The organism is Pseudomonas sp. BT76 TE3572 (assembly GCF_050435365.1).
Classification (GTDB): Bacteria; Pseudomonadota; Gammaproteobacteria; order Pseudomonadales; family Pseudomonadaceae; genus Aquipseudomonas; species Aquipseudomonas fluorescens_W.
This window is the reverse complement of sequence record NZ_JBNDKE010000001.1, coordinates 5,398,328-5,410,237: the sequence shown is the minus strand read 5'-3', so window position 1 is coordinate 5,410,237 and position 11,910 is coordinate 5,398,328. Positions and strand designations below refer to the sequence as shown.

Genomic DNA, 11,910 nt, shown 5'->3' with positions numbered 1-11,910 from the left:
GCGTGAGTCAAACAAGAAACGGCGCCCTTGAGGCGCCGTTTTTTTACCAGTAGTTTTCCACTGCCACTTGCCCGGGGCGTCGACTGAGGCTCAAGTGCATGTGGCGTTGTTTGAGCAATTTGCGCGTGTCATCGATCATCTGCGGATTGCCGCAGAGCATGACCCTTGAGTGCTCGGCCGTCAGCGCCAGGCCTGCCGCCCGCTCCAGCTCGCCATTTTCGATCAGCGCAGTGATCCGGCCGCTCAGCGCGCCAGGATGCTGCTCGCGCGTGACGGTAGTGATGAACTGCAACTTGTGCGCAAACTCCGCTAAATAGTCGCGCTGGGCCAACCCGCTGACGAGGTCCTGATAAGCCAGCTCCCGGGCTTCGCGCACACTGTAGACGAGGACGATTCGTTCGAATTTCTCCCAGATCTCGAAATCCTGCAGGATCGACAGAAACGGCGCCAGTCCGGTGCCTGTGGATAACAACCAGAGATCACGGCCGTCGACAAAGCGATCCAGCGTCAGGTAACCAAAGGCCAGACGCTCGACCAGCAGCGTATCGCCGACGCCCAGCCGACTCAGCTCACTGGTGAACTCCCCGCCTGGCACCACAATGGAAAAGAATTCGAGGAACTCGTCATAGGGCGACGACACCATGGAATAAGCGCGCCATACGGTGCTGCCATCAGCCTTGGTAACGCCCAGCCGGGCGAATTGCCCGGCACGGAAACGAAAACCCGGATCCCGGGTGGTCCGCAGTGTGAACAGACTGGGGGTCAGCGACTGGACCTCGAGCAAGGTCTGGCGAGTGAATTTTTCTGCGCTGGCGGTCATGGGGTGCTCCATTCAACAGATAGCCACAGTGTCCCGCAAACCGGAGGGCTTAAACACCGGTGATTTGTAGTGGCTTTAGCCAGGGACTCATTCACATTAACTTCATAATACGACTTAACATTAACCACCCGGTTAACACATAAATCCAAGGCTGATTAAGCAAACCCGACATTTCGTTATCTATGCCAGTACTCCATGACGTTAGAACCAGATACTTGCTTAAAAATCGCAAACAAAGCCAAAAAGTCTCACACAAACATAGGAAACATCCTACACTCGGCTCGTGCCAGATCATTGGATCCAAAAAGGCACCCCCCAAGTAACATCACACCTGGAGATACAGTATGGAGAGGTGGAAGGAATCACAACTCAACCAATTATCACGGGCAACGGAGATTGATATTGCCTACCGGATTTCACTGGGTTTTGCGAAAAATATAGGCTTTAAATTTTTCGCCTTTTCAACAACATACCAAATAAAAACTGACCACTTTAATACAGTACAGCTCAACAACTACCCTACGGACTGGAACATTGAATATGAACAAAAAAATTTCAGCGCAATAGACCCGATAGTGGCTCACTGCAATCACTCCAGATTGCCTGTCCTATGGAGCGAAGAACTTTTTTCCAAGACCCCGTGCTTGTGGGACGCGCTTGAGAAACAAGGATTGCAGCACGGCTGGTCGCAATCGGTCCATGACGAGGACAGTGGTGCTTGCAGCATTCTGAGCCTGGCCAGAAGCCATTGCCCGATCACTGCGTTTGAGCTGTATGAAAACCTCGGTTTTTCAGTGTTCATCGGGCGCCACCTGCATGCGTTGATCGCACAGACACTGCCCAGGAAATCGGCGAAGCCACCCGTGCCGCATTTGTCCCCCCGCGAAATTGATGTATTGAAACTGGCGGCGGATGGCAAGACTGCCTATGAGAGTGCCAGAATCCTCAATCTCAGCGCACGCACGGTCAATTTTCATGTGCAAAGCGCGATTCTGAAACTGGGGGTCAATAACAAGATTTCCGCAGTCATCGCCGCCACCAGGGACGGTATTCTCAAAAGCAGCGCGATACGCTGACGCAAAAAACCTGCAAGTAATCCAAAAGAAAAAAACGTACCATTTGCGGTCCTTCTTGAGTGTTGACGTGTGAACCTTCACGACGCAGTACACTCGGACGGTCTCGCCCGCTACAACGCCCTTGGGCTGCGGGACACCTGTTGATGACCCCGTTGATTACCCAGAGCCCCGCCTCATGCCCTTGCTCGAAACACCCTTCGCCCGACTCGACCTGATCCGCCAGCCCGAACAGCAGAACGAACCGCTGCAAGCGTTTGATGCCGCAGACGAATACCTGCTCACCCATCTGGCCGACCAACAGCCCTCGGCCGACACTCGGGTTCTGGTGCTCAACGACAGCTTTGGCGCGTTGGCCGCCAGCCTGGCGGGCAAGGTTCAAGTGACCAGCAGCGGCGACTCGTTCCTGGCCTTTCAGGGGCTGGAAAAAAATCTGATCCGTAACGGCCAGGCGTTTGATGCGGTGCCAAGCGTACCGGCCAGCGAAGCCTTTTCAGGCCCTTTCGACCGGGTTCTGATCCGGGTCCCGAAAACCCTCGCCTTGCTGGAAGAACAACTGATTCGTTTGCAGGGTCAACTGGCGCCGGGGGCTCAGGTGATTGCTGCGGCGATGATCAAGCACTTGCCCCGCGCCGCGGGCGATCTGCTGGAGCGCTACATCGGGCCGGTGCAAGCCTCGCTGGCGGTGAAGAAGGCTCGGTTATTGATCGCGACCGCTGAAGTCAAAGCGCCTGTCGTGTCCCCCTACCCGACCCGTTATCGACTCGACGCCCCTGAGATCGAACTGCTGAATCACGCCAATGTGTTCTGCCGCGAAGGGCTGGATATCGGCACGCGAGCGTTTTTGCCGCACCTGCCAACGAACCTCGGCTCAGCGCGGGTTGCCGACCTCGGTTGTGGCAACGGGGTGTTGGCCATCGCCAGCGCCCTGCAAAACCCAGAGGCCCACTACACGCTCGTGGACGAGTCATTTATGGCCGTGCAATCGGCAGCCGAAAACTGGCGCGTGGCGCTGGGTGACCGGGAAGTGGTTGTACGTGCCGGTGATGGTTTGGCGGGTCAGGAACCTCAGTCTCTGGACGTCGTACTGTGCAACCCTCCGTTTCACCAACAACAAGTCGTCGGCGACTTCCTGGCCTGGCGCATGTTCCAGCAAGCCCGAGAGGCGCTGGTGGTAGGCGGCGCGTTGTACATCGTCGGCAACCGTCATCTGGGATATCACAGCAAGCTCGCTCGGTTGTTCCGCGGTGTCGAGCAAGTGGCGGCCACACCCAAGTTCGTGATCCTTAAAGCCCGAAAATAATCCCAGGCAAAAAAAAACCCTCCAGCACAGGAGGGTTGTAAATCCGTGCCGCAAGGCAACGGGATGGGATCAGGTGCAAAAAATCAGTGGGTCGTCAGGCCCGCGGCATTCATGAACATGCGCATCAGGCTGGCCACGATGAACAGCGCCACAACGCTGCCGGCCCAGATCATTGCCAGCCAGCCGAGTCGCTGCCAGAGCGGCTTTTTCTCTGCTGCTTCGATTTCCTGCAAGGAATGTTTACCCGCCTTCATCGCAATCTCCTCTGAAGAAATGGCGCAGGTATCAGCCCTGCGCCACTGTCGCGTGCTCTAGTGATAGCCATCTTCGTGGGTGACCTTGCCGCGGAACACGTAGTAGCTCCAGAAGGTGTAACCCAGGATGAACGGGATGATGAACAGCGTGCCCACCAGCATGAAGCCCTGGCTTTGCGGCGGTGCGGCGGCGTCCCAGATCGAGATCGACGGCGGCACGATGTTCGGCCACAGGCTGATGCCCAGACCGCTGTAGCCGAGGAAGATCAGCACCAGCGTCAGCAGGAATGGCGTGTAGTGCGCATTGCGAGCCACCGCGCGGATCAGACCGTACATGGTCACCAGCACCAGAATCGGCACCGGCAGGAACCAGAACAGGTTCGGCAGGGTGAACCAGCGAGCGGCAATCTCGGCGTGGGCCAGCGGGGTCCAGATGCTGACGATACCGATCACCGCCAGTACCACGAAAGCCAGCGGCCGAGCCAGGTCATGCATCTGCTCCTGCAACTTGCCTTCGGTCTTCATGATCAGCCAGGTGCAACCGAGCAGCGCATAAGCCACCACCAGCGCCACGCCGCAGAACAGGGTGAACGGGGTCAACCAGTCCAGTGAGCCACCGGCAAACTGCCGATTGACCACCGGCAACCCATCGATAAATGCCCCCAGCGCTACGCCCTGGAAGAACGTCGCGGCAATCGAACCACCGATGAACGCCTTGTCCCAGAGATGGCGCTTGTCGTCCCTGGCCTTGAAGCGGAACTCGAACGCCACACCCCGGAAAATCAGCCCGATCAGCATGAAAATCAGCGGCAGGTACAACGCCGAGAGCACCACCGAATAGGCCAGCGGAAAGGCCCCGAACAACGCTGCGCCGCCGAGCACCAGCCAGGTTTCGTTACCGTCCCAGACCGGCGCGACGGTGTTCATCATCACGTCACGATCGGTCTTGCCCGGAATGAACGGGAAGAGAATCCCGATCCCCAAATCGAAACCGTCCATGACCACGTACATCATGATGCCGAAGATGATGATCACGGCCCAGATCAGCGGAAGATCAATACCCATGAGTCAAATCTCCTTGGTCAGGCTGGGGCTGTGGTCGCTGTCACCATTGTCATCGGCGGCGGACAGCGGACGGGCCGGCGTGCGTTTCTGGCCAGGACCACCGTCGTTGGTTTCCTTGCCTTCGTCGATCTTCGGCCCTTTGCGCACCAGGCGCATCATGTAGCCCAGGCCGGCACCGAACAGCGCGAAATAGACCACGACGAACATGATCAACGTAATGCTCATCTGCATGAAGCTGTGATTGGAGGACGCATCCGCCGTGCGCATCAGGCCGTAGACGACCCACGGCTGACGGCCGATCTCAGTGGTGAACCAACCGGCGAGGATCGCGATCAGGCCAGACGGTCCCATCCACAACGCCAGGTACAGGAACGGCCGCGAGGTATAGAGCTTGTCGCGTTTACGCAGCCACAGGCTCCACAAACCGGTGAAGATCATCAGCATGCCGAGCCCGACCATGATCCGGAACGACCAGAACACGATGGTCGAATTCGGCCGGTCTTCAGGCGGGAACTCCTTGAGCGCCGGGACCTGTTTGTCCAGCGAGTGCGTGAGGATCAGGCTACCTAGATACGGGATCTCTACCGCGAATTTGGTCCGCTCTTCTTTCATGTCCGGCCAGCCGAACAGGATCAGCGGGGTCGGCTCATCGCCGTGGTTTTCCCAATGACCTTCGATCGCGGCGATTTTCGCCGGCTGATGCTCGAGCGTGTTGAGGCCGTGGAAGTCACCGATGACCGCTTGAATCGGCGCCACGATCAAGGCCATCCACATGGCCATCGAGAGCATGGTGCGGATCGCCGGGTTGTCCTTGCCGCGCAGCAAGTGCCAGGCCGCCGAGGAACCGACGAAGAAGGCGGTCGCGACGAACGCAGCCGTCGCCATGTGCATCAGGCGGTACGGGAACGACGGGTTGAAGATTACCGCCAGCCAGTCCACCGGAATGACTTGGCCATTGACGATTTCGTAGCCTTGCGGCGTCTGCATCCAGCTGTTGGAAGCGAGAATCCAGAAGGTCGATATCAGTGTGCCGATGGCGACCATGACCGTGGCGAAGAAGTGCAGATTGCGCCCGACCTTGTTCCAGCCGAACAGCATGACACCGAGGAAACCGGCTTCGAGGAAGAAAGCGGTGAGTACTTCGTACGTCAGCAGCGGCCCGGTCACGGAGCCGGCGAAGTCCGAGAAGCGGCTCCAGTTGGTGCCGAACTGATAGGCCATGACGAGCCCGGAGACCACGCCCATGCCGAAGTTGACGGCAAAGATCTTCGACCAGAAGTGGTACAGATCGCGGTACGTGTCGTTATGGGTTTTCAGCCACAGGCCTTCGAGCACCGCCAGGTAACTCGCCAGGCCAATGGTGATGGCGGGAAATAGAATGTGAAACGAAATGGTGAACGCGAACTGCATCCGGGCGAGATCAAGTGCCTCCAAACCGAACATAAGTCTTCCTCTGTCAGGTAATACCGGCTGAAGGCTTGCGGCCTACACCCACTGCCCCCACGGATATGGAGTGTGGCGAATTTGAATTCGTTCTTTTTTTACAAACATCACAACGTAGGGAGTCTGGCCATCTGGCCGCCGGATCAATTCCACGAGCGGTCTTGATCTGGATCAAGCAACGTTAAAAGAGTAGTCCCATTTTTGACGATGGACGGTGTGGTCTTTTGCCGCGTGACAGGTTGCCTCACCGATGCGGGCCAGGCATATCGGTGTCTAGCTAACGAAATTTCCCAGCCCTGCAACTTCTGGTTACAGCTTGGTGATAATCTCGACCCTCCCATCGCTCAAGACCGGCCCTCAGATGCCCAGCCAAGCGCCCTTGCTGTTACGTCATCACCGCCCATTTATCGCGTTCTGGCTGGCTCGGGTGTTTACCGCCAGCGGCTTTCAGATGCTCACGGTGGCCATTGGCTGGAACCTCTACCAACTGACCGGCAATGTGCTCGATCTGGGCCTGGTCGGTCTGGTGGAGTTCGCCCCGCGGGTGCTGTTCATGCTGCACACAGGGCATGTCGCGGACCGTTATGACCGGCGCAAGGTGGCGGCAATCTGTCAGTCCCTGCAAGCGTTGATCGCCCTGTCGCTGGCCATCGGTAGCGCGACCGACAATGTCACCCGGGAGATGATCTTCATCCTCGCGTTCCTGCTCGGTGCCGCCCGCTCCTTCGAAATGCCGACCACTCAGGCCCTGTTGCCGAGCATCGTGCCCAGCGCGCTGTTCCCCCGCGCCGTCGCCGCCGCCCAATCCGCACAGCAATCGGCGACTATCGTTGCCCCGGCCCTCGGTGGGTTGCTTTACGCCTTCGGCAGCGTCTGGGTCTATGGCCCGACGGTGATCCTCTACCTCATCGCCTGCATGCTGATGCTCAACCTGCCTGCACGGCAGACACCGCTGAACAAGGGCAAGGCAACCCTGGATTCGCTGTTGGCGGGCATCCGCTTCATTCGTAGTCGTCCGGACATTCTCGGGGCGATTTCTCTGGATTTGTTTGCGGTATTGCTCGGTGGTGCGACGGCGTTGCTGCCGGTGTTCGCCAAGGACATCCTGCTGACCGGCCCTTGGGGCCTTGGCCTGCTGCGCTCGGCGCCGGCAGTCGGTGCGCTGCTGATGTCGCTGTACCTGGCGAGATTTGCCGTGGAGCGCAAAGTCGGACGGGTCATGTTTACCGCAGTGGGTGTGTTCGGCGTCGCGACCATTGCATTCGGCCTGTCGACCTCGTTCTGGTTTTCCCTGGCGGTGTTGGTGGTGTTGGGCGCGGCGGACATGATCAGCATGGTGATCCGCGCCTCCTTCGTGCAACTGGAAACCCCGGATGAAATGCGCGGCCGGGTCAGTGCCGTGAACGGTTTGTTCATCGGCGCTTCGAACCAGTTGGGCGAGTTTGAATCCGGCTTGACCGCCCACTGGTTCGGCACTGTGCCAGCGGTGGTCATGGGCGGTATTGGCACATTGGTGGTGACCGGGGCGTGGATCAAACTGTTCCCGACCCTGGCTAACCGCGACCGCATGCATATGCCGGTGGAAGAAGTGAAGGTATAGAGCAGTTGCCAATCACACTTTTGCCGAGCGGGTGCAATACATAGATAGTGCAGCTGGTGTAATGTATCGCCTTACACTTGTCCCATGATCAAATCCTTTCAGCACAAAGGCCTTCGTGGCTTCTATGAAACAGGTTCGACTCGTGGGATCCGCGCAGACCATGCGAAGCGTCTGTCTCGAATGCTTCAGTTCATGGACCGCGCCATGCTACCTGGCGATCTGGACCTCCCGGGATGGCGATTGCACCCACTCAAGGGAGAGTTGACCGAATATTGGTCACTGAGCGTTTCGGGGAACTGGCGAGTTATTTTTCGTTTTATCGGTTCAGACATCGAACTGGTCGACTATCTGGACTACCACTGACAGGAGGCAGGACATGCCCATGCACAACCCGCCACACCCTGGCGAAACCCTTTTGATGGATGTATTGCCTGAACTTGGCATCACCGTCACAGAGCTGGCTCGGCACCTGCGATTTGCGCGCCCGCATCTATCGCGAGTGCTGCATGGCCACGCGCCGATCAGTCCTGATTTGGCGGTACGCCTGGAGCGGGCTGGAATTGGCAAGGCCAGAATGTGGCTAGGTATTCAGACCGACTACGATCTTTGGCAAGCGGAGCATCGTGAGCAACCGGTCATCGAACCCATTGCCGTCCACGCCTGACACTCTCTAAACCACCAACTCCCCCGCCACTGCCGCTCGCCTGGCTTTGCCGCAGAGTTGTTCCACCAGCGTCAGGGCGAATTGCAATGCCGCCCCTGAACCTTGGGCAGTGATGCAGTTGCCATCGACCACCACCGGTTGATCGACGAAAGTGCAGCCCGACAGTTGATGGCTGGCCGATGGCAGGCAGGTCATGCGCCGCTGACGCAGTACGCCAAAGGCTTGCAGCGCCAGCGCCGGGGCCTCGGCGATGCCGGCGAACAGGCGTCCGGCCGCCGCCTGATCCTTGATCAATTGTTGCAGGGGTTGATGCGCCGCCAGATGTTGCGCCCCCACGGCACCGCCGGGCAGGACGATCAGATCGAACGGCTGGGCCAGCATATCCACCAGCATCGCATCGGACGTCACTCGGGTGCCGCGCGCGCAGGTGAGCATGCGCCGCCCCTCGATGCTGGCCACCACCACTTCGACCTTGGCACGGCGCAGCACATCGATCAGGGTCACTGCTTGCAGGTCATCGATGCCCTCGGCGAGGGTAATCAGAGCTCTAAAGGTCATGGGCGCAGTCCACTGGATGATCTTTAAAGCGTAGTCAGCTTTCCTGCCCCTTGTTCGAGCCGGCCGTTACTTGATGTAAAGCTGCGTCGACAGCGTATTGCCGGGCGAGTTGATCGACGTGTTGCTGAAGGTGAACGTGCCTTCCTGTTTACCCGCCAGATCGAAGACATACAGATAGCCGACGGTTTTTTTCCCGACAGTGCAATCGGTCAGATTGCCGTTATCAAAAGCACAGACCGGGGTCCGGGTGCCGTTCATTTCAAAACCATCCAGCGCGACATGCGCGCTACGACCGTAACCGACTTCCAGCACGTAGACCTTGATGTTCGGTCCACTGTGATTGCAGCGGGTTTGCTCTTGCCCTTGGGCAATGTCTTCAAAGCCGCAGCCCGGCGACTCGACCTTGAGTACCTTCACCTGACTCAGCGGGGCCGCCGATGCAGCCGAGGCGGTGTGTGCCCCCAGGAAAAAGGCGATCGCCATTGCGAATACGGCAATCAGACGTTTATTCATGCAATACATAAGTACCCCCAAGACCAGCGCGCAGTATGGCGCACTTGGCTTTACCGCAAAACATCGACGACGATCGCAGCCATAAGCAGCCATAGCCCCACGCTGCTGGTATGATGCGCGGCTTTTTCCGACCCACAGAAAATTACCAGGCGCCAGCAGCGGTCTGTGCTTTGCTGTTGAGGTCGATACATTCACGGCGCCTGGCGCGCCACGGGGAGCAGACATGCTGGAAAGGCTGTTTCAACTCAAGGCACACAACACCAACGTGCGGACCGAGATTCTGGCGGGCTTCACGACCTTTTTGGCCATGGCCTACATTCTGTTCGTCAACCCGAGCATCCTCGGCGAGACCGGCATGGACAAAGGCGCGGTGTTCGTCGCCACGTGTCTGGCAGCCGCCTTCGGCTCCACGGTGATGGGCCTGATCGCCAACTACCCGATCGCTCTCGCGCCGGGCATGGGCTTGAATGCCTTCTTTACCTACACCGTGGTCCTGCACATGGGCCACACCTGGCAAGTGGCGCTGGGTGCGGTGTTCATCTCCGCCGTGTGCTTCTTCCTGCTGTCGATCTTCCGCATCCGCGAATGGATCATCAATAGCATCCCGCTGCCGCTACGTTCGGCGATTGCCGCCGGTATCGGCCTGTTCCTGGCGCTGATCGCCCTGCATAACGCGGGCATCGTGGTCAGCAACCCGGCCACCATGGTTGGCCTCGGCGATTTGAAACAACCGGCCCCGATCCTTGCGACCCTCGGCTTTGCCCTGATCGTGGCGCTCGAAGCGCTTAAAGTGCGCGGCGCGGTACTGATCGGCATTCTGGCAGTGACCATCGTTTCGATCGTGATGGGCTTCACCCCGTTCGGCGGCGTCATGTCGATGCCACCGTCCCTGGCCCCGACCTTCCTGCAGCTGGACATCAAGGGCGCCCTGGACATTGGTCTGGTCAGCGTGATCTTCGCGTTCCTGTTCGTCGACCTGTTCGACAACTCCGGCACCCTGATCGGCGTCGCCAAGCGCGCCGGCCTGATGGGCAAGGATGGCCACATGCCGAAAATGGGTCGCGCCCTGATCGCCGACAGTACCGCGGCCATGGCCGGTTCGCTGCTGGGCACTTCGACCACCACCAGCTACATCGAATCCGCAGCCGGCGTGAGTGCCGGTGGCCGCACCGGCCTGACCGCTGTTGTCGTGGCGATTCTGTTCCTGTTGGCGCTGTTCTTCTCGCCATTGGCGGCCAGCGTTCCAGCCTTTGCTACTGCGCCTGCACTGCTGTTCGTCGCGGTATTGATGACATCCGGCCTGGCCGAAATAGACTGGGACGACATCACCGTCGCCGCACCGGTCGTGGTCACTGCTCTGGCCATGCCGTTCACTTATTCCATCGCCAACGGCATCGCCTTCGGTTTCATCTCCTGGACCGCGATCAAGTTGCTGTCCGGCCGCGGCCGTGAGCTCAACTCGGCACTGGTGATTCTGTCGATTCTGTTCGTGATCAAGTTGGGTTGGTTCAACGCATGACTTTTGATTCCAAGGCTTACGCCGTTCAGCTCGAAGAGAAGGTCACGCGCCTGCGTGACCTGTTGGCCCCGTTCGGTGCGCCAGAACCTGCGGTGTTCGACTCGCCGCTGAAAAACTTCCGCCTGCGCGCCGAATTCCGCCTGTGGCGCGAAGCCGGTGAGCGTCACTACGCGATGTTTTCCCAGGAAGACAAACGCAAGCCGATCCTGATCGAAGAATTCCCGATCGCCAGCCTGCGCATCAACGAGTTGATGCCGCAGCTGAAGGCAGCGTGGCAAGCCAGTGCGGCCCTGAGCAACAAGCTGTTTCAGGTGGAGTTCCTGACCACCCTGGCCGGCGATGCGATGATCACGCTGTGCTATCACCGCCCGCTGGACGAGCACTGGCACGCGGCGGCGTCGAAACTGGCAGCCGACTTGAACGTCAGCATCATCGGCCGCTCCAAGGGCAAACGCGAAGTGATCGGTCACGATTACGTGGTCGAGCAGATGGACGTCGGCGGTCGCACCTTCAGCTATCGCCAGCCGGAAGGCGCGTTCACCCAGCCCAACGGCACCGTGAACCAGAAGATGCTCAACTGGGCTTACGACTCACTCGGTGATCGCTCCGACGATTTACTGGAGCTGTATTGCGGCAACGGCAACTTCACCTTGCCACTCGCGACGCGCGTACGCAAAGTGCTGGCCACTGAAATCAGCAAGGCGTCGGTCAATGCCGCGTTGAGCAATCTCAGCGAAAACGCTGTGGATAACGTCACCCTGGTGCGCTTGTCTGCCGAGGAGCTGACCGAAGCCCTGAACGAGGTTCGTCCTTTCCGTCGTCTGCACGGTATCGATCTGAAGAGCTACGAGTTCGGTAGCGTCTTCGTCGATCCGCCTCGCGCCGGCATGGATCCGGACACCTGCGAACTGACCCGTCGCTTCGATAACATCCTCTACATTTCCTGCAACCCTGAAACCCTGGCGGCCAACATCGCCCAGTTGCACGACACCCATCGCATCACCCGATGCGCAATGTTCGACCAGTTCCCGTGGACCCATCACATGGAATCCGGGGTGTTGTTGACCCGGCGGTAATTGCCAGTACCCGATACAAATC

The 11,910-nt window shown here is 58.9% G+C and carries 13 protein-coding genes; 7 read left to right on the top strand and 6 right to left on the bottom strand.

Annotated features, from left to right (window positions below; translation table 11 throughout):
- Nucleotides 1-43: 43 nt before the first annotated feature.
- Nucleotides 44-820, bottom strand: coding sequence for a ferredoxin--NADP reductase (locus tag ABH912_RS24585; protein WP_033054254.1), 777 nt, complete (start codon nucleotides 818-820; stop codon nucleotides 44-46).
- Between the two features lie 344 nt (nucleotides 821-1,164).
- Here ABH912_RS24585 and ABH912_RS24580 point away from each other — a divergent pair, with 344 nt between their 5' ends.
- Together ABH912_RS24580 and ABH912_RS24575 are read left to right on the top strand one after the other, a co-directional pair.
- Nucleotides 1,165-1,896, top strand: coding sequence for an autoinducer binding domain-containing protein (locus tag ABH912_RS24580; RefSeq protein ID WP_429511859.1), 732 nt, complete (start codon nucleotides 1,165-1,167; stop codon nucleotides 1,894-1,896).
- Between the two features lie 175 nt (nucleotides 1,897-2,071).
- Nucleotides 2,072-3,196 carry a methyltransferase gene (locus ABH912_RS24575; RefSeq protein WP_429511858.1) on the top strand — a complete coding sequence of 375 codons (1,125 nt, stop codon included), beginning with the start codon at nucleotides 2,072-2,074 and terminating at the stop codon, nucleotides 3,194-3,196.
- Nucleotides 3,197-3,279: 83 nt separating this feature from the next.
- On the opposite strand, the gene ABH912_RS24570 is transcribed toward ABH912_RS24575, so the two are convergent.
- Genes ABH912_RS24570 through ABH912_RS24560 form a run of 3 tightly spaced genes read right to left on the bottom strand, consistent with a single transcriptional unit; the run spans nucleotide 3,280 to nucleotide 5,958 of the window.
- Nucleotides 3,280-3,450 (bottom strand): DUF2474 domain-containing protein, encoded by a 171-nt coding sequence (locus ABH912_RS24570; RefSeq protein WP_080932640.1) that lies wholly within the window; start codon nucleotides 3,448-3,450, stop codon nucleotides 3,280-3,282.
- Nucleotides 3,451-3,507: 57 nt separating this feature from the next.
- Nucleotides 3,508-4,515: a cytochrome d ubiquinol oxidase subunit II gene (gene cydB, locus ABH912_RS24565; RefSeq protein ID WP_008149156.1), complete on the bottom strand. Its 1,008-nt coding sequence runs from the start codon at nucleotides 4,513-4,515 to the stop codon at nucleotides 3,508-3,510.
- A gap of 3 nt (nucleotides 4,516-4,518) precedes the next feature.
- Entirely contained in the window at nucleotides 4,519-5,958 is a 1,440-nt protein-coding gene (locus tag ABH912_RS24560; protein ID WP_033054250.1) for a cytochrome ubiquinol oxidase subunit I, read from the bottom strand.
- A gap of 361 nt (nucleotides 5,959-6,319) precedes the next feature.
- On the opposite strand from ABH912_RS24560, the gene ABH912_RS24555 reads away from it, so the two are divergent.
- The 3 genes from ABH912_RS24555 (at nucleotide 6,320) to ABH912_RS24545 (ending at nucleotide 8,222) form a co-directional block, all read left to right on the top strand.
- Complete coding sequence (locus ABH912_RS24555; RefSeq protein WP_429511857.1) at nucleotides 6,320-7,558, top strand: MFS transporter; 1,239 nt, start codon at nucleotides 6,320-6,322, stop codon at nucleotides 7,556-7,558.
- An 84-nt stretch (nucleotides 7,559-7,642) separates the two neighbouring features.
- On the top strand, nucleotides 7,643-7,921 hold the full coding sequence (locus ABH912_RS24550; RefSeq protein ID WP_033054248.1) for a type II toxin-antitoxin system RelE/ParE family toxin: 279 nt from the start codon (nucleotides 7,643-7,645) through the stop codon (nucleotides 7,919-7,921).
- Between the two features lie 13 nt (nucleotides 7,922-7,934).
- Entirely contained in the window at nucleotides 7,935-8,222 is a 288-nt protein-coding gene (locus ABH912_RS24545; protein ID WP_033054247.1) for a HigA family addiction module antitoxin, read from the top strand.
- 6 nt (nucleotides 8,223-8,228) lie between these two features.
- Here ABH912_RS24545 and ABH912_RS24540 read toward each other — a convergent pair whose 3' ends face one another.
- Both ABH912_RS24540 and ABH912_RS24535 read right to left on the bottom strand, forming a co-directional pair.
- Nucleotides 8,229-8,780, bottom strand: a complete 552-nt coding sequence (locus tag ABH912_RS24540) for a DJ-1 family glyoxalase III (protein ID WP_033054246.1) — start codon at nucleotides 8,778-8,780, stop codon at nucleotides 8,229-8,231.
- Nucleotides 8,781-8,846: 66 nt separating this feature from the next.
- The gene (locus ABH912_RS24535; protein WP_429511856.1) at nucleotides 8,847-9,302 is read right to left on the bottom strand and encodes a DUF4879 domain-containing protein; all 456 of its coding nucleotides are present in this window, start codon (nucleotides 9,300-9,302) and stop codon (nucleotides 8,847-8,849) included.
- A 214-nt stretch (nucleotides 9,303-9,516) separates the two neighbouring features.
- On the opposite strand from ABH912_RS24535, the gene ABH912_RS24530 reads away from it, so the two are divergent.
- Nucleotides 9,517-10,812, top strand: a complete 1,296-nt coding sequence (locus ABH912_RS24530; RefSeq protein ID WP_033054244.1) for an NCS2 family permease — start codon at nucleotides 9,517-9,519, stop codon at nucleotides 10,810-10,812.
- Nucleotides 10,809-11,888: a tRNA (uridine(54)-C5)-methyltransferase TrmA gene (gene trmA / locus ABH912_RS24525; RefSeq protein WP_429511855.1), complete on the top strand. Its 1,080-nt coding sequence runs from the start codon at nucleotides 10,809-10,811 to the stop codon at nucleotides 11,886-11,888. The genes ABH912_RS24530 and trmA overlap by 4 nt, the downstream gene beginning before the upstream one ends.
- The last annotated feature ends 22 nt before the right edge of the window (nucleotides 11,889-11,910 follow it).

Coding starts and splice junctions, on each gene's coding strand:
- trmA (WP_429511855.1), top strand. CDS start 10,809: ATGACTTTTGATTCCAAGGCTTACGCCGTTCAGCTCGAAGAGAAGGTC.
- ABH912_RS24585 (WP_033054254.1), bottom strand. CDS start 820: ATGACCGCCAGCGCAGAAAAATTCACTCGCCAGACCTTGCTCGAGGTC.
- ABH912_RS24540 (WP_033054246.1), bottom strand. CDS start 8,780: ATGACCTTTAGAGCTCTGATTACCCTCGCCGAGGGCATCGATGACCTG.
- ABH912_RS24570 (WP_080932640.1), bottom strand. CDS start 3,450: ATGAAGGCGGGTAAACATTCCTTGCAGGAAATCGAAGCAGCAGAGAAA.
- ABH912_RS24575 (WP_429511858.1), top strand. CDS start 2,072: ATGCCCTTGCTCGAAACACCCTTCGCCCGACTCGACCTGATCCGCCAG.
- ABH912_RS24550 (WP_033054248.1), top strand. CDS start 7,643: ATGATCAAATCCTTTCAGCACAAAGGCCTTCGTGGCTTCTATGAAACA.
- ABH912_RS24535 (WP_429511856.1), bottom strand. CDS start 9,302: ATGTATTGCATGAATAAACGTCTGATTGCCGTATTCGCAATGGCGATC.
- ABH912_RS24530 (WP_033054244.1), top strand. CDS start 9,517: ATGCTGGAAAGGCTGTTTCAACTCAAGGCACACAACACCAACGTGCGG.
- ABH912_RS24555 (WP_429511857.1), top strand. CDS start 6,320: ATGCCCAGCCAAGCGCCCTTGCTGTTACGTCATCACCGCCCATTTATC.
- ABH912_RS24580 (WP_429511859.1), top strand. CDS start 1,165: ATGGAGAGGTGGAAGGAATCACAACTCAACCAATTATCACGGGCAACG.
- cydB (WP_008149156.1), bottom strand. CDS start 4,515: ATGGGTATTGATCTTCCGCTGATCTGGGCCGTGATCATCATCTTCGGC.
- ABH912_RS24560 (WP_033054250.1), bottom strand. CDS start 5,958: ATGTTCGGTTTGGAGGCACTTGATCTCGCCCGGATGCAGTTCGCGTTC.
- ABH912_RS24545 (WP_033054247.1), top strand. CDS start 7,935: ATGCCCATGCACAACCCGCCACACCCTGGCGAAACCCTTTTGATGGAT.